Source organism: Anaerococcus sp. mt242 (assembly GCF_016798225.1).
GTDB lineage: Bacteria > Bacillota > Clostridia > Tissierellales > Peptoniphilaceae > Anaerococcus.
In genome coordinates this window covers 1-20,990 of the sequence record NZ_JAEUYX010000016.1, presented here as the reverse complement: position 1 = coordinate 20,990, position 20,990 = coordinate 1, and the positions used below count along the sequence as shown (strand labels likewise).

At 30.6% G+C, this 20,990-nt stretch carries 19 protein-coding genes, 1 tRNA gene and 1 other RNA gene; 3 read left to right on the top strand and 18 right to left on the bottom strand.

The window, feature by feature from the left end; translation table 11 throughout:
* Positions 1-8: 8 nt before the first annotated feature.
* On the bottom strand, positions 9-1,688 hold the full coding sequence (dnaX, locus tag JNO63_RS06820; RefSeq protein WP_203127825.1) for a DNA polymerase III subunit gamma/tau: 1,680 nt from the start codon (positions 1,686-1,688) through the stop codon (positions 9-11).
* An 85-nt stretch (positions 1,689-1,773) separates the two neighbouring features.
* Between dnaX and JNO63_RS06815 the strand changes: the two genes are divergently transcribed.
* The 3 genes from JNO63_RS06815 (at position 1,774) to cbpB (ending at position 2,682) form a co-directional block, all read left to right on the top strand.
* Positions 1,774-1,864, top strand: a tRNA-Ser gene (locus tag JNO63_RS06815).
* An RNA gene (ffs, locus tag JNO63_RS06810) (signal recognition particle sRNA large type) lies at positions 1,864-2,131 on the top strand. The genes JNO63_RS06815 and ffs overlap by 1 nt, the downstream gene beginning before the upstream one ends.
* A gap of 86 nt (positions 2,132-2,217) precedes the next feature.
* Positions 2,218-2,682, top strand: a complete 465-nt coding sequence (gene cbpB / locus JNO63_RS06805; RefSeq protein ID WP_203127823.1) for a cyclic-di-AMP-binding protein CbpB — start codon at positions 2,218-2,220, stop codon at positions 2,680-2,682.
* 15 nt (positions 2,683-2,697) lie between these two features.
* Here the strand turns inward: cbpB and JNO63_RS06800 are convergent, their stop codons facing one another.
* From JNO63_RS06800 to JNO63_RS06720, 17 genes are all read right to left on the bottom strand, one after another.
* Entirely contained in the window at positions 2,698-4,350 is a 1,653-nt protein-coding gene (locus tag JNO63_RS06800; RefSeq protein WP_203127813.1) for a GlgB N-terminal domain-containing protein, read from the bottom strand.
* Positions 4,351-4,383: 33 nt separating this feature from the next.
* Positions 4,384-5,091: a glucosaminidase domain-containing protein gene (locus JNO63_RS06795; RefSeq protein ID WP_203127811.1), complete on the bottom strand. Its 708-nt coding sequence runs from the start codon at positions 5,089-5,091 to the stop codon at positions 4,384-4,386.
* A 62-nt stretch (positions 5,092-5,153) separates the two neighbouring features.
* Entirely contained in the window at positions 5,154-5,729 is a 576-nt protein-coding gene (gene pyrE / locus JNO63_RS06790; RefSeq protein WP_203127809.1) for an orotate phosphoribosyltransferase, read from the bottom strand.
* A gap of 8 nt (positions 5,730-5,737) precedes the next feature.
* Positions 5,738-6,637, bottom strand: a complete 900-nt coding sequence (locus JNO63_RS06785; RefSeq protein WP_203127807.1) for a dihydroorotate dehydrogenase — start codon at positions 6,635-6,637, stop codon at positions 5,738-5,740.
* Positions 6,637-7,359 (bottom strand): dihydroorotate dehydrogenase electron transfer subunit, encoded by a 723-nt coding sequence (locus JNO63_RS06780; RefSeq protein WP_203127799.1) that lies wholly within the window; start codon positions 7,357-7,359, stop codon positions 6,637-6,639. The genes JNO63_RS06785 and JNO63_RS06780 overlap by 1 nt, the downstream gene beginning before the upstream one ends.
* The gene (pyrF, locus tag JNO63_RS06775) at positions 7,346-8,209 is read right to left on the bottom strand and encodes an orotidine-5'-phosphate decarboxylase (RefSeq protein WP_203127798.1); all 864 of its coding nucleotides are present in this window, start codon (positions 8,207-8,209) and stop codon (positions 7,346-7,348) included. The genes JNO63_RS06780 and pyrF overlap by 14 nt, the downstream gene beginning before the upstream one ends.
* The gene (locus JNO63_RS06770; RefSeq protein ID WP_203127795.1) at positions 8,193-9,386 is read right to left on the bottom strand and encodes a dihydroorotase; all 1,194 of its coding nucleotides are present in this window, start codon (positions 9,384-9,386) and stop codon (positions 8,193-8,195) included. The genes pyrF and JNO63_RS06770 overlap by 17 nt, the downstream gene beginning before the upstream one ends.
* A complete protein-coding gene (locus JNO63_RS06765; protein ID WP_203127793.1) occupies positions 9,386-9,814 on the bottom strand; it encodes an aspartate carbamoyltransferase regulatory subunit in 429 nt (142 codons plus the stop codon). Before JNO63_RS06765 ends, JNO63_RS06770 begins: the two co-directional genes overlap by 1 nt.
* On the bottom strand, positions 9,807-10,733 hold the full coding sequence (gene pyrB / locus JNO63_RS06760; RefSeq protein WP_203127791.1) for an aspartate carbamoyltransferase: 927 nt from the start codon (positions 10,731-10,733) through the stop codon (positions 9,807-9,809). Before pyrB ends, JNO63_RS06765 begins: the two co-directional genes overlap by 8 nt.
* 57 nt (positions 10,734-10,790) lie before the next feature.
* Positions 10,791-11,321: a class IV adenylate cyclase gene (locus tag JNO63_RS06755; protein WP_203127789.1), complete on the bottom strand. Its 531-nt coding sequence runs from the start codon at positions 11,319-11,321 to the stop codon at positions 10,791-10,793.
* A complete protein-coding gene (locus tag JNO63_RS06750) occupies positions 11,322-11,999 on the bottom strand; it encodes a metallophosphoesterase (protein ID WP_203127787.1) in 678 nt (225 codons plus the stop codon).
* Complete coding sequence (locus JNO63_RS06745; protein ID WP_203127784.1) at positions 11,996-13,816, bottom strand: ATP-binding protein; 1,821 nt, start codon at positions 13,814-13,816, stop codon at positions 11,996-11,998. The genes JNO63_RS06750 and JNO63_RS06745 overlap by 4 nt, the downstream gene beginning before the upstream one ends.
* On the bottom strand, positions 13,813-14,823 hold the full coding sequence (locus JNO63_RS06740; protein ID WP_203127782.1) for a metallophosphoesterase family protein: 1,011 nt from the start codon (positions 14,821-14,823) through the stop codon (positions 13,813-13,815). Before JNO63_RS06740 ends, JNO63_RS06745 begins: the two co-directional genes overlap by 4 nt.
* Positions 14,820-15,389, bottom strand: coding sequence for a histidine phosphatase family protein (locus JNO63_RS06735; RefSeq protein WP_203127780.1), 570 nt, complete (start codon positions 15,387-15,389; stop codon positions 14,820-14,822). The genes JNO63_RS06740 and JNO63_RS06735 overlap by 4 nt, the downstream gene beginning before the upstream one ends.
* A 74-nt stretch (positions 15,390-15,463) precedes the next feature.
* On the bottom strand, positions 15,464-16,030 hold the full coding sequence (locus tag JNO63_RS06730) for a histidine phosphatase family protein (RefSeq protein WP_203127778.1): 567 nt from the start codon (positions 16,028-16,030) through the stop codon (positions 15,464-15,466).
* A gap of 18 nt (positions 16,031-16,048) precedes the next feature.
* Positions 16,049-19,486 (bottom strand): FtsX-like permease family protein, encoded by a 3,438-nt coding sequence (locus JNO63_RS06725; RefSeq protein ID WP_203127776.1) that lies wholly within the window; start codon positions 19,484-19,486, stop codon positions 16,049-16,051.
* A gap of 5 nt (positions 19,487-19,491) precedes the next feature.
* Positions 19,492-20,193, bottom strand: a complete 702-nt coding sequence (locus JNO63_RS06720; RefSeq protein WP_203127774.1) for an ABC transporter ATP-binding protein — start codon at positions 20,191-20,193, stop codon at positions 19,492-19,494.
* Positions 20,194-20,990 lie beyond the last annotated feature (797 nt).

The window sequence follows — 20,990 nt, the reverse complement described above, 5'->3', positions numbered from 1 at the left end:
ATTTTCTCCTATTCTATAATTATTTCATCACCAAAGATTTCAATCAGTTTTTCTGAGTAATCTTCAGTTTTTTTTTCTTCTTCCTGAGTTTCAGTTTTACTTATATTATTATTCATATTATCAAATGAATCAATAGTAAAGCTATAATCAGCTGAAAGTATTTCTTTTAAATTGGCCTCTATTTCATTTATTTTAGTTTCTATAAAGATTTTATAAAAGTCATCTTTTATATAGAAAATGAAGTCATTTTTATTTATCCTATAATTAAATCCTTCATCAGCAAACAGTCCATTCATTACACCACCTGCCGTTTTTATGAGCATAGTTTTAATTTTTTCTTCATCTACTGAGGATAATTCATTTTTATTATTTAATTTAGCTGAAGTTTCAACTTCTTTAGTTTCAGCTTGCTCTTTATTTATATTTTCTGTCTTAGTTTCTTTATATTTTTTATTTTGTTTAATTTCATTAGATGATAGTTTTGGCTTTTCAATTTCATTTAAGCTGAAATTAGATAATTTACTTTCTATTATTTTTGTAACCAAATTTACTAAATCATCACCAGTGTTTTTTTCTAAGTATGAAATCCTAGATTCAAGATTATTTATATTTTTAAGATTTAAGAGCCTTAAAATACAAACTTCGGTCAGAACATCTGTATTTTCTGTAAGTTTCATCTTATTAGAATATTCAATTAGAATGTCTAAATAATCTGCTAGATCAGAATCCGTTATTTCTTCAGACCTCTTACTAATCGAATCAAGATAATCAATATTATCAAAATAAGAATTATCAGCAGTTAATTTTAAAATTAGTATATCATTAAAATATGATATCAAACTATCTAATATATCCTTATTACTCTTATTATTTCCCCTAAGCTTAAAAAGATTATTCATACTAGCTTTTGTATCTTTTTTTATAATTGCTCCTGCTAGAGCATCCACATCATAAAAATCAACTACACCTAATAAGCTTTCTACTTTTGATAAATCATATGATTTATCACCGTATGACACTACCTGGTCTAGGATACTAAGAGCATCACGCATAGCTCCATTTGCTTTTTTTATAATCAGATCAATGGCTTCATTATCAATTGATATATCTCTATCAGTAAGTATTTGATTTATTTGATTTTTAATATTTGAATCATTTATCTTGTTAAACTCAAATTTTTGTACACGAGATAAAATTGTACGTGGAACTTTTTCTATTTCCGTTGTTGCGAGTATAAAAACCAAATGGCTTGGTGGCTCTTCCATAATTTTAAGTAAGGCATTAAACGCCTCACGGGTAATCATGTGGGCCTCATCTATTATATATACCTTATATTTCAACTTATTTGGAGGATAGATTACATTATCTTTTAGATTTCTAATATCATCAATCCTACGATTACTGGCAGCATCCATTTCTACGACATCTATTGTAGATTCTTCTTCAATTGCCAGACAATTTTCACATTTTAAGCAAGGTGAACCGTCTTTAGGATTAAGACAGTTTATAGCTTTTGCAAATATCTTTGCACAAGAAGTCTTACCCGTACCTCTTTCACCAGAAAATATATATGCATGGCTAATCTTGCCAGTTTTCACTTGATTTTTAAGGACATTCGTAACCCTATCTTGGCCTAAAACCTGATCAAAAGTTTTTGGCCTATATTCTCTATATAATGCTTTTGCCATAATTTTCCTTTCTAGATTATTATACCATATGAAATATCTTTGCATTTAGAAAAATTCGTAGTATAGTCTAATAATGTAATTGCATGGAGAGCTGTCCGAGTGGTTGAAGGAGCACGATTGGAAATCGTGTATACATATTTCGTGTATCATGGGTTCAAATCCCATGCTCTCCGCCATGCACTAGATGGGGAACTAGCGATGCCTTGTAACCTGCAATTCGCTATAGCAGGGTCAAATTCCCAGCAGAGGGATATTTTCTAACTACAAGCCTATATGAACTAGTGAAGACTGATAGGTCTTACGCAACAGGAAACTATGAACCATGTCAGGACGGGAACGTAGCAGCATTAAGTAGATCTTTCTGTGTGCCGTAAGGCTACCTATCACGAGCTAGGATTGTATAGACACTCTAGTGAGATTTTATTTCGAAGCTGGGTGTGCTTTACATAGCCCCGAGGGATATCCTCGGGGAATTTTTTTACTTTATTTTTATTTTAATCTAGTTTATAATCTTTATAAGGAGCTAAATATGATTGGTAAAAATATAGAAAAAATGTTTAAAGAACCTACCGAAAATATAATGATTCCTGCAAGTGATGTAGCTATTGTGCGTGAAGATGATTCACTAGTTCATGCCATCCTTGTTTTATCTTCATCTGGTTATCAAATCATCCCTGTTCTTGATAAGGAAAATAGGGTAAGAGGTCTTATTTCTATATCAAATATAGTTACTAGCACAGAAGACTTATCTATTTTTGATGAGGATAGACTTGCTCAAATAAAGGTAAAAAAGGTAATGAATCAAGTTGTACCAATCCTTTTTGATAATTATAATCTTGAAGATGTACTAAGATTGATTATAAATAATAACTTTATTTGCGTGACCCACAAAAATGGATATTTTTTAGGAATTATTCCTAGAAAGATAATACTAGAAAGATTTACAAATATAGCTCACAACTTGGAAAATCAATATACTTTAACAGAAAAATAAAAAAGAGGATGAGTTTTACTTCTCATCCTCTTTTATTTTAAATATAGCAGATCCAAAAGGCATTATTTTTATATATTCTTTTTTATCTAAGATTCCATTAATATTTCCAGATCCACCATAGTCTAGATTATCAGTATTAATTATTTCCTCTAGCTTATATGGACTTTTTATTTTGTATTCTAAATCAGTTATGTTTATAAGGATCAAAAGCTTTTTATCTTTATATTCTCTGGTAAAAGCATAAATACTGTATCCACCAATGTCTAATAACTTTGTCGTTGAATCAAATGTATTAAATCTCGTTTTAAAAATTTTTATCAAATCATTATAAAACTTATTAAATTCTTCTCTTTCTTTATTATTATCAATGGTTAAATTAACTTTATCAAAAACAGAAAAAGTTTTAAAATCTGCGACCTCATCTCCCATAAATATCATCTTTATCGAATCGAGACTATACAATAGAGTAAATAAACTTTTTAATTGGCTAATTTTATTATTTCCATACATTTTCATAGCTAAACTTGCCTCATCGAGATAAGAATCTACATATGAAAATCCAATTATTTTTTTGCTATTGTCCCTAGTAACTAACTTCTGCACAATCGTTTTGTACTTATCCCTCTCAATAGGAGCTTTTTGCATAATTCTTATGACTTCTCTAAATCTTAAGTCATGTACATAATCAAAATTTAGATCCAAATCATAAATTCCATTAAAACTGGCCAATGCTAGCGAATCTTTTTTATGTATCAAATTAATTATTTCTTCTAAAAGTTCTAGCCAAGCCTCGTTGATTCCTCTTTCTGCCTGACCCTGCCAATAAATAGCATTTTCGATATTAGATAGCATTAGTCCATCAAGATTATATTCTCTTATCCAGTAATTTATAGCTGATAAGATGTATGACCTTGACGAATTTTTACTCGGATCAAAATTTATTCCCCCATAATAATTATATTTTATATCTTCATAAGCATAACCGTAAAGATTTGTCCCATCAAAATCAAAAAGGGAGTAGAAATTATCATCAAACTCATAAATATCAAGCTCAACAATAATGCCAATATTATTTTTATGGGCTATATCTACAAACTTTTTAAAATCATCTACATTGCCATATCTTTTAGAATATGCAAATAAAGAAAAATTTTTATAACCATATGATTTGTAATTTTCATATTCAGCCAAGGGCAAAAATGATATATAATCAAAGTTATTGGCTTTACAATGTTCAACTATTTTTTCATAAGTAAATTCATTATCTTTTAACAAAGATCCCATATGTACTTGATAGATATTATTAGGCTTATTTTTAACTTTTTTATTTTTAAATTTATGTTCACTCGATCCTACGGTAGAACAATTTTGCTCAATATTTATTTTTTCTGCATATGGATCTATTTTTTTAGTTTTTTTGCCATCTTCACTTGTAATTATATATTGGTATCTATCATTTTCTTTTGCATCATTTATACTTATAGAAAATATACCAGTTTTGTATTTTCTTAACCTTTGTCCCTGCCAATCATTAAAATCACCTATTATCTCTACCGTACTTGCATTTGGCGCAAATATTCTAAATATATATCCTGTAGATTTTTTATGATTTCCTAAAAAATCATAGGCTGTTTGTGATTTTCCTTTTAAAAATGATTTTGTATCCATAATTCCCCACTTATACTTTCAAAAAAAGACAGGCTACATCCCTGTCTCATTTTCAAAATCTTCAATCATTGATTTTACTACTTCTATCATCATCCAATTTACTTTCTTTGACCAATCTGGATCAGTTGCATAACTCATGCCAATAGCATCTGTGGACACTCCTTTATAGTAAGCTCCATTGCTTGATAAATAATTTTCTTTTAAGTGTTTTGCTACCGTATTTATAGATTCAGCAGGAGTTTTAAAGTTTGTTGCTTTGTTATATGGGTCAATGTCAATTGCATTATAACCAAAGAGATTGTTTTTGTTTAAAAATAGTTCACTTGTTCCATTTCCAGTTTCATGCTTTGCCATAGCCATCAATAGTATAGGGTTCACTCCATAAGTATCTCCAGCATTTTTAAAGTCTTTGCCAAGACCGGCAAGCCCAGTGTCTTTTAAAACTGTTTCATATTCTTCTTCGGTAAAATCTGGTACATTTAAGCAATAGAACATGTTTTTAGAGTCAATCTTGCTTGATCCCTTATCGTAAAATTCATCCATATCATCTTTTAATTTTTTATATTGCTCCGCCCTAGTTTTTTTAAGTAGAGTAGTCTCATAATTTATTTTATTTAATCCATCTAGTAAATTTGATTTTGTTTGATCCTTTGATGCTGATGCAGTGTCCACTATAAAAAGATTTAAGCTAAACATAAGAGAAACTAGCCCAAAAATACGCGTCATTTTTTTATTTTTCATATATAAATTAAATCCTAGCTTTTTAATAAATTATATTAGCTAGGAGGTAATTACGCAAATTATTATTGAATTTTTCTTGAACCAGGTTTTACTGCTGGTGTGTCTTTTAAATGTCCTGGCAGATCATCTGCATCATAGGTTTTAACATTTATTTTAGTTGCTGATATAATTGGAAGATCATTTATCTCATCTTTGTTTGATCTATTTACAATAGAAGCAAGAGCAACTACTTCTGCTCCGTATGATCTAATTACCTCTACTGTTTCAAAAGAAGATTTTCCAGTTGTGATTACATCTTCTACAACAATTATTTTTGCCCCTTCTGGAATTTCAAATCCACGGCGAAGTGTCATATCATTGTCTACTCTTTCTGTAAATATTGCATTTACTCCAAGTGCTTTTCCTACTTCGTAAGAAATGATCACTCCACCCATAGCAGGGCCTACACATAAATCTACATCTATGTTATTTTCTTTTAATTTTTCTGCAATTATTTCAGATACTTCCTTACAGTATTCTGGATGTTGGATTAATTTTGCACACTGAATGTATCTATCAGAGTGTTTGCCGCTAGAAAGTAAAAAGTGACCTTCTAAAAGAGCATCTGATTTTTTTAATAATTCTATTGTTTTATCCATTTTTTCTCCTAAATAATTCCTGTTATTTCTTTTATATCTTCAATATTATTCTCTTTTAAATATTTTCTTATACCTTCTGAAACATCTATCATAGTATTATAATCTACAAAGTTGGCTGTACCTACTTGAATTGCAGATGCCCCTGCCATAATAAATTCTAAGGCGTCTTTATAATCCATTATTCCACCCATGCCAATAATTGGAATATCAACAGCGTGAGCTGCTTCATAAACCATTCTTAAAGCTATTGGTTTTATGGCTGGGCCTGATAGGCCTGCAGTTTTGTTTACAAAAACTGGAGATTTTGTGTTTATATCTATGGCCATAGCATTAAAGGTATTTACCAAAGAAATTGCATCTGCCCCATTATCCTCAGCAAGCTTTGCAAAAGATGGTATAGATCCTACATTTGGGGAAAGTTTTACTATAAGTGGTTTTTTAGTTTTTTTTCTTACTTTTGATATAACTTCGCTAGCCTTTGATGGGTCAGTACCAAAGGCCATGCCACCTTCTTTGACATTTGGACAAGAAATATTTAACTCTATCATAGGCACATCTGTTTTATCTAAGATACTTGCACCTTTTACATAATCCTCTACAGAGTGGCCACCAAGATTTGCAATAGTTACTGTATCCTTACTAAGTAAAAATGGTAGTTCTTCATTTACAAAATATTCTATACCTGGGTTTTGTAATCCTATTGAGTTCATAATCCCTGATGGGGTTTCGTGTATTCTTATCCCACTATTACCTAAGTTTTTATTTAGGGTAAGGCCCTTTGAGCAAATGCCGCCTAATTTATCAAGGTCAATGTAGTCTGCAAATTCTTTTCCAAATCCAAAAGTCCCACTCGCAGCTATTACTGGGTTTTTAAAATGGATACCGCAAATATCTACTCCTATATTCATTAAAAAACCTCCCTTGCATCAAAAACTGGACCGTCCTTACAAACTCTTAAAAAATCTCCATCTGCACTTGGCACTGTACAACCAAGGCATGCTCCAATCCCACAAGCCATATGAGCTTCCATGGATACTTCTAAGTATGCTTTATTGTTTTTCTCATGAATTGCCTTAAGCAATCCATTTGGACCACAAGCATAAATAATGTCGTAATCATCTGGGTTTAAGTCTTCTGTAATAAACTTTTTATCATTTTTAAATGAAGTTGTTGTTACAGAACTTACATAGGGTCTAAATTCGTCTACGAAGTAAGGATCATATGTAAAACCTGCATAAAAATCTGGTTTTTGAGGTAAAGATTTTACCAAATCTAAAAGCGGAGCTATACCTATTCCCCCGGCTACAACTGCAATTTTTTTACCCTTAGCTATTTCAGTATTAAAACCATTACCCAATGGTCCTAAAAGTTTTATCTTATGACCTGGAGTTAAGCCTGCCATAATTTCTGTACCAGCGCCTACAACTTGGTATAAAAATGTAAGCTCTTCATCATCTTGGTCACATACTCCAAAAGGACGAGATAGTAATGGTTCATTTCTAAAGCTTTCTGTTCTAAACATGAAAAACTGACCTGGATTTGCTTTTAAACCTATATCCACTTTCATTTTCCAAATACTAGGAGCTATTTCAATATTTTCTGTAATCACACCATTTTTATAGGTCTTCATTTTTTAAAATATCCTCTCTAGTTTTAAGGACTGCTTCTCTGGCATATTTGCCAATATTATCTATCCCATCTTCATGGTTCATATAAGCTTTTAAAACTCCACGAGAGTTATTAACTACTCCCCCATTTTTGTTATTTAAAAGTTTATATACATTTAAACTATCGGCTCCTTGGGCACCAAAACCTGGGATTAAGAAAAAATTGTTTTTATATCTATCTCTTATTTCTTCAACTTCTTTGGTATGGGTTGCACCAACTACAAATCCTACAGGACCATAGCCAGATTCTCCAACGTACTTTTGATTTAGTTCTTGTAACTTATCTCCAACTTTAAAAAATAGTTCTTCTCCATCTGTTTTTAAGACTTCAAAGTCATTCGCTCCTGGATTAGATGTTCTAAGTAAAACAAATACACCTTTTTTACCACTAGCTAAATATTCCTCGTAAGGCTTAATTGAATCCATGCCCATATATGGATTTAAGGTTATAAAATCAGTTTCAAAATCTCCCTCAAAGTGGGCTTTGGCATATTGTGTAGCAGATGCTGCTATATCTGATCTTTTGATATCACCTATGGATAATAAATCTTTTTCTCTTAGGTAAGCTAGGGTATCCCTATAAGCAAGCATTCCTTCAATGCCGTATGACTCATAGTAGGCTATTTGGAGTTTATAGATAGCAGTTATATCTAAAGTTGCATCTATAATTTCTTTATTAAAATCAAAGATAGCTTCATGGATGCTTTTGCCTTCCTTATTTTTTTCTGGTATGTAATCAAGGGAAGTGTCAAGGCCTACACAGACAAAGCCTTTTTCTTCCACTTCTTTGTATAATCTATCTATTATCTGCATATTTTAAGACACCTTTCCTATAAACTCTTTTTACCTTGCCAAAAAGTTCTTGGTCAATTAATAAAGAATTTTTTGATTTTGATTTTATATCTTCTTCTTTGTAAATATAGGACTCATCAAGGTCGATTAAAGTAAAGTCTGCTTCATAACCTGATTTGATTTTTCCTTTGTTTAGGCCTAAAAGTCTTGCCGGATTTGTTGCCATTATTTTTATCAAGTCATTTAAGGAAATTTCTCCAGATTTCACTAAAACTTCATAGCAAGTTGAAAAAGCTGTTTCTATACCGATAAAACCTGGTGCCCCCTTTTCCTTATCTTCTTTACTATGAGGAGCATGGTCAGTTGATATTGCATCTACTGTTCCATTTTTTATCATTCCAATTAGAGTTTTTCTATCATTTTCTTTTCTTATAGGAGGATTTACCTTTACTTCTTCTCTTCCCTTATCGGCTAGTAATAGGTGGTGAGGAGTTACCTCGCAAGTAATTGGCGCACCTAAATCCTTAAAGTATTTAATAGCTGTAATCGAACCTTTTGTAGAAACATGGGAAAAATGAGCTGGACAATTAAGTTTATAAGCATAATAGCAATCACGAAGAGTCATCGCATCTTCTGCAATTTCATAATCTAAATCAGATACTTCATCTACTTCTTCGTGTAAAGTCATTATTACACCAAGCTCTTTTGCTTTCTCCATGGCCTTATACATAACCATGTCATCATTTACCCCGTGGCCATCATCTGAGATGTACTTTACGGACTCAGGCATAGAATCTAGGTGGTCTAATGTCTTGCCATCAAAATTTTCAGTAATTGTATATACTTGCTCTATATCGATTAAGTCTAGGTCCTTAGCTCGTTTTATAATATCATTATAAATTTCTGGGCTAGAGACAGTTGGTTTTGTATTTCCCATTAATAGTACTGAAGTATATCCTCCAGCAAGAGCTGAGTGAGAGCCTGTCTCTAAGTCCTCTTTGTAAGTAAAGCCAGGATCTCTAAAATGCACATGCATATCAACAAATGATGGTACTAAAACTAAGTTTTTACAATCAATTATTTCATTGGCTTCATCTTCTTTAAATGCCTCAACAATTAACCCATCACTTACATAGATAGGCTTTCTTGAAATATTTATATCATCAAAGGCATAGCAATTTTTAAATATCTGCTTCATTATTCTTCCACGTCATAAATGTGATCGCAGTAAGCACATTTGTATTTTGTTTCTTCTGGATTTATTAGGATGAACTTTGAAGTAACTGATCTTTCTGAAGTAGAAATACATTTTGGATTTTGGCAGGTAAGGATATTTTCTATCTCTTCTGGTAATTCCAATTCCTTTTTTTCCACTACTTCTTCATTTTCTATGATATTTACAGTAGCTTCTGAGTCTATGATAGAAACTATGTCTAGGTCTATGTCTTGATGATTTTCTACTTTTATAATATCTTTTCTGCCCATATTTGATGACTCTGCATTTAGTATTAGTGCAACTTGGTCATCTAGGTCAGCTAATCCTAATAGTTCAAATATCTTTATACCATTGCCAGCTTTTACGTGATCAATTACTATTCCATTTTTTAAACTTGTAATCTCAAGCATTATTTGCCTCCAATAATTTCATAATAAGAGCCATTCTAACATACATTCCAAATTTAACTTGGTTAAAGTAAACAGCTCTTGGGTCTTTGTCTACTTCTGTTGCAATTTCATTTACTCTTGGGAGTGGGTGCATGATTATCATATCTTCTTTGGCTTTTTTAAGTTTTGCCTTATCTAAAACATATGAATCCTTTAATCTTGTGTACTGACTCATTGAGAAAAATCTTTCTTTTTGTATACGAGTCATATATAAAATGTCTACCTTATCCATAACCTCATCTAGATTTGTAGTTTCAATATAGTTTTTCTTATCTTTAAACACGTCTTCTTTTACATATTGAGGAAGTTTTAATTCTTCTGGGGATATTAGGATAAAGTTATTATTATCAAATAAATTCATTACTTTTAAAAGTGAATGAACAGTTCTTCCGTATTTTAAATCTCCTACTAGACCAATAGTGTGATTTTCTAAAGAATTTTTGTATTGACTAATGGTTAATACATCTGTAAGAGTTTGTGTAGGATGTTGGTGGCCCCCATCACCCGCATTTATTATTGGGCAATCTGCAGTCAATGATGCTAAGTATGCTGCTCCTTCTTGTGGGTGGCGCATAGCTATGATATCTGCGTATTGGCTAACAGTTCTTACAGTATCTTGTAAACTTTCTCCTTTGGTAGATGATGATACATTTGCATCGGAAAAACCTACTACAGATCCACCAAGTCTAATCATAGCTGATTCAAATGAAAGTCTTGTCCTAGTTGAAGGTTCAAAAAAAAGAGTCCCTAAAATTTTCCCCTCACATATATGAGAAAAATCTAGTGGACTCTTAATAATTTCATTTGCTAAATCAACTATTTCGTATATATCGTCTTTAAAAAGTGCTTCTGATGTCAATAAATTTTTTATACTAATCATTATACTCTCCTTTAATCTTTAAAAATATTACACGAAATAACTCTATTAGTCAAGTTTTTATATATTTAATTTTGATCTTAATTCTGTAATAGAATCAGTAGTTACATCTTTTTTGTCTATATCCAGGTCAGATAAAATCTCATCTAGCTTATCTATATTTGAAAACTCTATTTCCATATATGGGTCTGGATAAGTTTTCTCATCCCAAATATCTATATCAAATCTTTGGTCATTATAGGAGTAAGAAGTACGCTCCTTCTCTCCCTCATATTCTAAATCAATACCCACTTCTTCCAGGATTTTAATCATCATAGAAACAGAATCGATATTAACTGTATATTCATTATTTACCCTAAAGTCATCATCGCTTTCGATACGTTTGAAGGTAAGTTCTATATCTTGCTTTTGACCATCTATTTCTTTTTCGCGAATTCTTAAATAACCGTGTTCAAATTCACCATTTTTGGGGGTAAAGGTATAATTTTTTTGAAACTCATGGGAGATTTTTTCTGCCCCTAGATTTACTAATTTTTCTTCAATTTCTTTCGGATTTATATTTAATACTTTTACTTCAATTTCTCTTTGCATTTATACTATCCTCACTGGTGTAAAATCTATATAATCACCTGCTACACATTTAATGTTTATGCTGTCAAATTTACCTTCTTTTATAAGATTATGACCAATGCCATGCAGGTGGCCATAAATTAAATATTCTACATTATTATCTAAACATATATCATAAAATTCGTTAAAAGTTTTATCTTGGTTAATTGGTGGATAATGAAGCATGACAATCTTTTTATTATCCCTACTAGCTCTTAATGAATTACCTAGCCTCATAAGCTCACGAGTAAATATTTTCTCATCGTGATCATTAAAGTCCTTATGGTCTCTTGGTATCCATCCGCGCGTTCCGCAAATATCGTATCCCTCAATATTAAATGAATTATTTTGCAAAAAGTCCATAGAATCAAGCCCCAGATTATTTATCTTATTTAAAGAAGTCCACCAATAATCGTGGTTGCCTTTCATAAGGATTTTTCTGCCATTAAGCTCATTTATTTTTTTTAGGTCAATAACTGCATGATCAAGATCCATGGCCCAGGAAATATCTCCTGGGATAAGCACTGTGTCATCAACTCCCACCACTTCATTCCAGTTATTAAAAATACGGTCTTGATAATTTTCCCAATTTAAACCGAAGACTTCCATGCTTTTTTCCTCTGTATAATCAAGATGTAAGTCAGCTAGGGCAAAAATCATATTTCCTCCAAATCAATCTTATTAAATTCGATGTTTTCGTTTTTCAAAACTTCTTCTTCCCTATTATGGCAAGTTAAATATATGATTTGCCTATCATTTGCCAAATCAAGCAAAAAGAACAATGCTAATCTTAACCTATCCAAGTCATAGTTTATAAAGGCATCATCGAAGATAATAAAATTATCTAGTTTATTTTCATTTATCATAAATTTAAGGGCAAAGTTAACTTGGTCATAAAATCCAGTTGAAAGTTTATCAATACTTAAAGATTCGCCAGTATTTGTTATAATGCTTGGATTAAGCTCACTGTCATAAGAAATCTGACTATATTTATCCTTAGTTATTGTAGAAATTAAATCTGAGATTGCTCTATCAAATTCTTTTTTATCAGCATCGGTGCTTTTTGATAATTCTATAATTGTTTCTTTGGCAAGATTTATAGCCTTGATTTCTTTTTCCATTTCTTTTAGATTTTTCTCTAAGATATTTAACTTATCAACCAAATCTACTTCATTATTTAATTGGTTTTCTGCACTTGCTAGTTTTCTTTCCAAGTAAATATTATTTTTTCTTAATTCTTCAAGGTCATTTTCTAGTCTTTTTATCTTTAATTCAGTATCTTTGATATCAAGCTTTTGAATCTCTTTAATATTTGACCTATCCTTAGTCTTATCTTGATTTTCTAAGACTCTTAGGATTTCTAAGATCTTCTCCCTTTCATTTATCAATTTTAAATATTCCATATACCTCTGATTATTATACTTTTTATCAGCATCATCTGAAAGATTAGAATCTTTTTTATCAATAACAATCATAAGTATAGGCAATATTATAGCAATTGCTAAAAGATAATTTTGCTTAAAATATCTCCACAAAAATATAAGCAACAAGGAGCCTAATATATAAAAGGCATAATGCTTGTGTAAGTCTTTACCAGACAAGTTTTCTGTTTTTTCATCACTTGTTGAATTTTCTTTAATTTTTAAATCTTCATACTTTTTAAGTTCACTATCTACATAATTAAGCTCATTTTTATACTTTATCTCATCTTCTAGATTTTTATAGGCGACATTTTCCCTGTATGCATCACGAGCATTTTTTAATTCTTTTAGCTTTTCAGATTTATTTTTAATATCATCACGATTTTTATATAATTTAGCAAAGTCTTTATTGGTTTCATCTCTAAGACTTTTTAGATCTAAAATCTCAGAAGAAATTTCTTCTATTTCTGCCTTTGTTTTTGCATAAGGTTTGGTATAAGCTCGATTAGTTCCTATTTCAGCTAGCTTATTGTCTAAAATATTTATAGCATCACTGGCAGAAAAATTATAATCATCTTTATTTCTTATAAGCTCTACGACCTTTGCCCTAGCCTTATCAGATGATTCTTGTGCTTGATAGTTTGAGATTATGTTTTGATAAATCTCATATGGTAATTCTAGTAAAAATTCTCCAGGATAATTTAAATTGCTTGCTTTTGCTTCGACTACTTCTTTAGTATATAGATTATAGATTTCGTATTCACCATTATCGAAATTACGGCTAATCCTATAATCTGTTCCATCTTTATTAAAAATTGCAATTCCTGCATATTTATAAGAATTAATTGGCCTATATATTTCTTGTTTTTTATTAAAATGACGAACACGAACTCCATCATCAAAACCGTATAGAATTCCTTCAATAAAGCTTGCTATGGTTGATTTTCCAGATTCATTTTTACCGTAAATTAGATTAAATCCAGAGGTAAAATCAATGCTCGTATTCTCAAACTGGCCAAAGGAAATAATATGGAGTTTTTTAATATATACGCTCATTTTTTACTCCTCAAAATTGCATCAAGCCCAATTTGTCTAGCTAGCTTGCTTATTTCATCATCGTCATTTTTAAAGTGCTGATCATATTTACTTAAAAGAGAATTTGGATATAAATCTCCTAGATTAAATAGATCCTTATCATAGTCTTCGTTTATTTCAACATAGTTAGCATTAATTTTTTTCTTTAATCTATTAAAATTTATATCTGATTCGTTTTTTATATTTATCCTAAGAAAATTAATTTTATTACTAAGTTTTGATTCTATAAAATCAATAATTTCATCTTCAGACTTAAAATCATTTGTATATATATCTAGGTTTTCAAAACTTAAAAGTGATGAATCAATTTGGCTGATTTCTCCATCATCATATCTGATATATCCATAATCATATATATCAGAAAAATCATGGGGCTCGATACTGCCTGGATAGTAAATATTATAGATATTCGAAGCCTTATGGATGTGACCTAAAGCAATGTAATCAAAGCCTATTTTGTTTAGCTCTACTGGGTCTAGGTCTAGGTAATTTGTAGGACTTGGACTAATATCAGCGTGTGATAGTAAGATATTAAAAAATCCCCTATCAAGATTTAAGTCATAGGGAAAGTTATTTTTATATATGCGGTCTTTGTAGGATAAGCCATAGACTCTAAGTTTTCCATTTTCAAATAGGGAGAGGTTTTCTTCAGTAAAAATATGCAGATTATTTGGTTTATTATTTAGAAAAATTGTGTTGTACTCATCAAAATAATCGTGATTACCTGTTACATAATAAATATCTTTTCCAAAGCTTTTAAAAATATCAAAAATCTTATCAAAATCTTTAGCCGAGAAATACTGTCTTTCAAATAAATCACCTACTATTAGGGCAAAATCTACATCCGTGTTCGTCTTAAAAATATTTTCAAATGACTCCCATGATTTTTTTCTAATTAGAGATCCTAAGTCATCATTAAAACTAGATTTATCCGCCAAATGAGCATCAGCTAGGTGGATAAATTTCATATTAGGTTTACACTTTCTATAATTTTTCTTCTCTTTTCTATTCTAAAGACTGTAATAGATCCATTTTCAACCCAAAATTTTTCCCAATTTTCCATATCTTTAAGTAACCAAAATAAGGATGATTTGATAGCCATAGCATGACTTACGCAAAGAATATTTTTATCCACTTTTGACTTTTCCTCAAAGAAATCACTGGTTCTTTTTATTACATCATTGATAGATTCACCGCCTGGATATTTTAAATTAAAAAGATCTTTTTTCTGTTTTTCAAAAAATTCAATTTCATTTGATCTGATATCATCAAAAAACTTGCCCTTAAAATCTCCAAAGTCTAGCTCATTTATACGACTATCTATTTTATAATCTGTAAATCCAAGCCTTTCTGCAGTTTGCTGGCTCCTTTTAAGCTCTGAAACATAAACTTCATCTATGTCATATTTTTCTAAATTTCTTCTAGTATTATTCAAAACACTAAAGCCACTCTCGTGCAATATAGTATCTTCTAAGGAATAAAATTTTGAAATATTTGCTTCACTTAAACCATGTCTAACTAAAATTATTCTCATTATTTTCTCCTTTATACTATTATATCTTATAATTAGTTAACAAAAAAACAAGGTCATAGGACCTTGTTTTTCTATTAAACAATGTTAACACCTTTTATAAGTTTTTTATCATTATTTATATCAAATATAGTTACTGAACCATTTTCTATCCAGAAACTATCCCAATCAGCTTTATCTTTTAGTACCCAGAACAGGGCAGATTTTATAGCTAAGCCATGGCTGATGCAAAGGGCATTTTCATTCTTTTCTACTAACTCATCTAAAAATTCACTAATTCTTTTAATAACATCATTACGACTTTCATTACCAGGATATTTAACATTAAATATATCTTCCTCATTGCCTAGAGCACCTTCATAATGCTCATTAATTTCTTCCAGCAATTGCCCGCTATATTCACCAAAGTCTAGTTCGTTTAATCTTTTATCTACTGTGTAATCATGATAGCCTAGCATATCAGCAGTTTGCGTTGCATCTTTTAATTCTGATGTGTAGACTTTATCGATATTATATTTTTCAAGATTTCTTCTAGTATTTACCAGAACATTAAATCCGCTTTTATTAAGTTTAGAGTCTTCAAATGATTCTGTTCTAGCCCTATTTGATTGGGTAAATCCATGTCTTACTAAGTAAATTTTCATCAAAATCTCCTTAAATATTTATTCTCCACTACTCATAGCCTCAGCCATATCAATTTTCTTTAATTTTCTGTGAACTACAAGCAGTAAAATTATTGAAATAGCTATTGTTATCAATCCGCTATATATAAATGGGTTAAAGTGGACCCTATAGGATAATAAAATATCGGATGGAGCCACTACGTATAATATATACCTAAACATAGCATATCCTAAACCAAAACCAACAAAAATCCCAAGTATAGTAAGGATAAATATTTCTCTAAATATATAGGAAGTAACTTCCTTTGGATAAAATCCGAGTACCTTTATAGTTGCAAGTTCCCTTTTTCTTTCACTAACATTTATATTTATCAAATTATATAACACAACAAGGGCTAAGAGGCCTGAAATAATGGTAATTATCCCTATAACAAGATTTAAATTTTGAAGAAGTACATCCATTGATGCATAAATTACAGATGCATTGATTATTGCACTTACTGCTTTCTCATTTTCAATATTTTTTATAATCTTGCTTGCATCACCGTGGAGATAATTAGCATTCAAATCTGCTTTCTGGTCGGATAGTTTTTCAAAATTTTCCTTTGAAATATAGATGTAATGGCCAGTATAGTTTTCTGCTATATTTGTTATAGGGAGGTCAAAATCTTTACCCTTATAGGAAAATTTAATTTTATCTCCCTTTTTTATTCCTAACTTATCAGATGCTTTTTCTGTAATTACAGCCTTTTCATTTGATAAATCTATTGAATTTCTATCAAGGTTTTTAAGACTTACAAATTTATCTAATTTATCATGTTCCTTTGGAATTACCAAATTCAAATTTAATCTATTACCATTATTATTAACATTTGTCTCTTGAAAACTAATCGGAAGAGACTCATAGTTTTTAATTTTATTATTGAAAGATGTTAAATCTCCATCAGTTGCACTTTCATCCATCATGGTTATCACATCATAGTGACTTATCCTATTTTGCTGCCAATCTACCGTATCTTTTATAGAATCTATCATTGCAAAACCAAAGAAAGTAAGGGCAGTACAACCTCCAACTCCAAATAAGGTCATAAACATCCTAGACTTATATCTAAATAAGTTTCTTGCAGTAATTTTTTGCATAAATGAAAGATTTTTCCAAATAGGTTTGATACGTTCTAAAAGTATTTTCTTTCCAATTTGTGGTGCCTTTGGTCTTAGTAGAGCAGCTGGAGTTTCTCTCACCGTTTCTTTTGATGAAAAATATACTGTAAGGGCAACAAGTCCTACCGACAAAGCTATAGAAAATAAGATATATGGTAATGCTCCTACATAATTTATACCAAGATTTCCAAATCCTGATGAATAAGCATTTATAATAATGCGACTAACTAAAAATCTTCCAAACAAATCTCCAATAATTGATCCGATAAGTGTAGGAATTATCCCATAAATATAAAATCTTTGACTGATTTGCTTATCAGAATATCCGAGAGACTTTAAGGTTCCATTTATTGTGCGTTGTTCATCTATATATCTTTTCATGGTAGTAAGGGTAACAAGCATTGCTACTAGATAGAAAAATGTAGGAAAAACTTTGGTAAGCTCATCCATATTTAAACTATTTTTATAATAGGTGTCGATACCCTCATTGTCAAAAATCGTCTCTACATCATATTCTGGATCTACGAGTTTTAGCAAAGACTCCTTATTTTCTTTAATATCATCTTCACCTTTATTTATTTCATCAGTCGCTTTAGATTTTTCTTTGTTGAACTTATCCAGATTATTTTGGTACTCTTCTTCCCCATCCATAAGTTTTTTGTAAGAGTCTTCTAATTTTTTTTGGCCATTTATTTTTTTTGATTCTAGATTTTTTAGTCCAGAATTGTAATCAGTCCAGCCAGCATCAATATTAGCTTGATTTTTATCAAGTTCGTTTTTTGCACTAGATAATCTTGACCATCCTTCATTTTTTTCAGATTCTAGTTCTCTTTTGCCTTGATTAAGTTTTGTCCAACCAGCATCTAAGTTTGCTTTTTTATTATTTAATTCACCCTGACCTTGATCAAGTTTTGCTTTTTCTGTTTGATATCTAGATTCTAGGGAATCCTTTTTAGACTCATATTCAAAAAGGATTTGTTCATATTGAATTTTTGCCCTATCTATCTCTGCTTTTAACAGACTAATTTGTTCTGATAAATTATCTGATTCACTGTCTTTATCGACACGGCCTTCTAAAATAGCTAGCTCATTTTGTTTTTGATCTATATTTCTTTTTGCCTCGTCTAATTTGGATTCTGCACTTTTTAACTCTGCCCTAGGACCTTCAAATTCATTTTCCAATTTATTATATCCTGCATCTATTTCAGCTTGGGCAGCATCTAATTCACTTTGACCGGCAGAAAGTTCTTTTTCCTTTGTATTTATTTCACTTTGGACATATGAAATCTTTTTATTGTATTCATCTAGATTTGTTCTGTAGCTTTCTCTACCACTATCTATTTGATTTTGACCTTTAATTAATTCATTTTTTGCATTCTCTAATTCAATTTGGCCTTTTGAGATTTGATCCTCATATGTTTTTTTTCCTTTTTCATAATCTACATAGCCTTGATCTAGTTTTTTACGTGCATTTTTAAGCTCTTTTTCTGCATCGGAAATTTCTTTCTTTGCATTATCAATTCCACTTTGGGCATCATCAAGTTCATCATTTGCTTCAGATTTTATTTTCTTAAGGACCTCACTTGGTCTATTTGCTATTGCATTTTCAAGATTATCTTTCTTTTCATATACAAAATTTTGATAATCTTCACTTGTTTTATCCATTTTTTTTGAATCTTTGTAGATAATATTTGCCTCTCCAAATTTATCTGTATCAAAGTTTTCTTCAAGAACATAAGCATAGCCATTAAGTTCTTTTTTTGCACTAAAAGACAATTCTCTCATATCTTCCATAAAATAATCTGAGGTTCTAAAAAATCCTACAACTTCATATTCCAAGTTTTTCATGACTTCTTCATCAAATTTTGGATTATCTACATAAGAGAATTTAATCTTATCTCCAATTTTATATTGGTTTTCTAAAATTCTATCTAATATTATTTCATTTTTCTTTTCTGGTTTATGACCACTTACTATTACCGATTTTGCTATAGATTTATTGTAGGATTTTACTCTTATTAGAGTTTCATTATCCAACAGATCAGCGCTTTTTACCAGAGTAATATTCTCTATATCCTCATCTGTTTTTAAAATCATCTCATCTTCAAAATCAAGTCCATAGGTTGATCTTAATATTATATCTGGGTGATTATAAGACTTTAAGGAATTATTTAAGGTTTTTCGCATAGTGGGACCTGTTAGGGTCAAAGCAACTACAACTAAAGCTGCAAGTCCAACCATGGTGGCAATGGATATTACTTTACCCATGGTATTTTTTATATCTTTTAGGATATTTTTAAAATATGTTTTATTCACAAAAATCACCACTCAATACTTTCAACCGGTGTTGGGTTTGTATTCTCATAATTTTCAATTACTTTTCCATCACGCAGCTCAATGACTACATCTGCCATTGGCTTTATTAGAGAGTTATGGGTAATTATTATTACAGTTGCTCCAAGCTTTCTTGATGCATCTTGTAGCAGTTTTAAAATATTTTTTCCAGTTTCATAATCAAGGGCACCTGTTGGTTCATCACATAATAAAATTTTAGGATTTTTTGCCAAAGCCCTTGCAATAGCAACTCTTTGTTGTTCACCACCAGATAATTGGGCTGGGAAATTTTCTGATCTATTTTTTAATCCAACATTTTCTAAAACTTCTGCGGAATTTAGTGGATTGTCTGATATCTCAGCAGATAAATCTACATTTTCAAGAGCAGTTAAATTTGGGATAAGATTATAATGTTGAAATACAAATCCTACATCATTTCTCCTATAAGTAGTTAGTTCATTATCATCAAGTTTTGTCAAATCCTTGCCATCTATTAGGATTTGCCCACTGCTAGCTTGCTCCATACCACCAAGTATATTTAAAAGAGTTGTCTTTCCTGCACCAGATGCCCCAACGATAACTAAAAGTTTACCGCGTTCAAGATCAAAACTTATATCATCATTGGCAACAATAGTCGATGCACCAGACTTATACTCTTTTGTTAAATTATTTAATTCTATATAAGCCATATCTAACCTTTCTAAACTTTAATATAATAATAATTATACCTAGTTATAGACCTAAATCATTTTCCCTTAATCTTAAGATAATTTTTATGTCTAAAACCAGTAAAAATATATGACAAATCTTTAGGGATAATTAGATTTCTTTAATTTTACTTATAGCTCCTATTGCATCATACAACCTGATTTGAATGTTTATTATCTTCACAAAAATAAATAACTCAATAACCTGGTAAAAATATAAAGTAAGTTAATTACATTTAAATATTAGAATAGTTTAGGTAACAATTATCAACTATAGTCAAATTTTTGTATTTATTAACTATATTTATAATCAATAATTACTTTTTTGTTTATATATAGAAATAAAAAGGAATTTCTTTAAAAAAAATTCCCAGTTATACTGGGTAAACTATTGCTTAGGTATATTCGCATAAATACATTTAGGAATTGCCCCAAATGTGTGGCGTAAATCCTCAATCTCTATATTATTCAAATTCTTTTTAAAATCACCCCGCGTATGCGGGATAAACGCTAGATGGTCATACCAACCAACCAAGGATATAGGATCACCCCCGCGTGTGCGGGATAAACTTTGATGGCCTAAATCAGTAGTAGACCCAGTTAGGATCACCCCCGCGTGTGCGGGATAAACCTTACAATAATAGTATACGTGTTAATACGTATAGGATCACCCCCGCGTGTGCGGGATAAACTTTATAATCTTAGTATCTCTTTTAAGATGTACAGGATCACCCCCGCGTGTGCGGGATAAACTATAGCCTGTGGTTGATTGTTTTACT

Bases quoted from the DNA above. Each gene is read 5' to 3' on its own strand.
- dnaX (WP_203127825.1), bottom strand. From the start codon at position 1,688: ATGGCAAAAGCATTATATAGAGAATATAGGCCAAAAACTTTTGATCAG.
- cbpB (WP_203127823.1), top strand. From the start codon at position 2,218: ATGATTGGTAAAAATATAGAAAAAATGTTTAAAGAACCTACCGAAAAT.
- JNO63_RS06800 (WP_203127813.1), bottom strand. From the start codon at position 4,350: ATGGATACAAAATCATTTTTAAAAGGAAAATCACAAACAGCCTATGAT.
- JNO63_RS06795 (WP_203127811.1), bottom strand. From the start codon at position 5,091: ATGAAAAATAAAAAAATGACGCGTATTTTTGGGCTAGTTTCTCTTATG.
- pyrE (WP_203127809.1), bottom strand. From the start codon at position 5,729: ATGGATAAAACAATAGAATTATTAAAAAAATCAGATGCTCTTTTAGAA.
- JNO63_RS06785 (WP_203127807.1), bottom strand. From the start codon at position 6,637: ATGAATATAGGAGTAGATATTTGCGGTATCCATTTTAAAAACCCAGTA.
- JNO63_RS06780 (WP_203127799.1), bottom strand. From the start codon at position 7,359: ATGAAGACCTATAAAAATGGTGTGATTACAGAAAATATTGAAATAGCT.
- pyrF (WP_203127798.1), bottom strand. From the start codon at position 8,209: ATGCAGATAATAGATAGATTATACAAAGAAGTGGAAGAAAAAGGCTTT.
- JNO63_RS06770 (WP_203127795.1), bottom strand. From the start codon at position 9,386: ATGAAGCAGATATTTAAAAATTGCTATGCCTTTGATGATATAAATATT.
- JNO63_RS06765 (WP_203127793.1), bottom strand. From the start codon at position 9,814: ATGCTTGAGATTACAAGTTTAAAAAATGGAATAGTAATTGATCACGTA.
- pyrB (WP_203127791.1), bottom strand. From the start codon at position 10,733: ATGATTAGTATAAAAAATTTATTGACATCAGAAGCACTTTTTAAAGAC.
- JNO63_RS06755 (WP_203127789.1), bottom strand. From the start codon at position 11,321: ATGCAAAGAGAAATTGAAGTAAAAGTATTAAATATAAATCCGAAAGAA.
- JNO63_RS06750 (WP_203127787.1), bottom strand. From the start codon at position 11,999: ATGATTTTTGCCCTAGCTGACTTACATCTTGATTATACAGAGGAAAAA.
- JNO63_RS06745 (WP_203127784.1), bottom strand. From the start codon at position 13,816: ATGAGCGTATATATTAAAAAACTCCATATTATTTCCTTTGGCCAGTTT.
- JNO63_RS06740 (WP_203127782.1), bottom strand. From the start codon at position 14,823: ATGAAATTTATCCACCTAGCTGATGCTCATTTGGCGGATAAATCTAGT.
- JNO63_RS06735 (WP_203127780.1), bottom strand. From the start codon at position 15,389: ATGAGAATAATTTTAGTTAGACATGGTTTAAGTGAAGCAAATATTTCA.
- JNO63_RS06730 (WP_203127778.1), bottom strand. From the start codon at position 16,030: ATGAAAATTTACTTAGTAAGACATGGATTTACCCAATCAAATAGGGCT.
- JNO63_RS06720 (WP_203127774.1), bottom strand. From the start codon at position 20,193: ATGGCTTATATAGAATTAAATAATTTAACAAAAGAGTATAAGTCTGGT.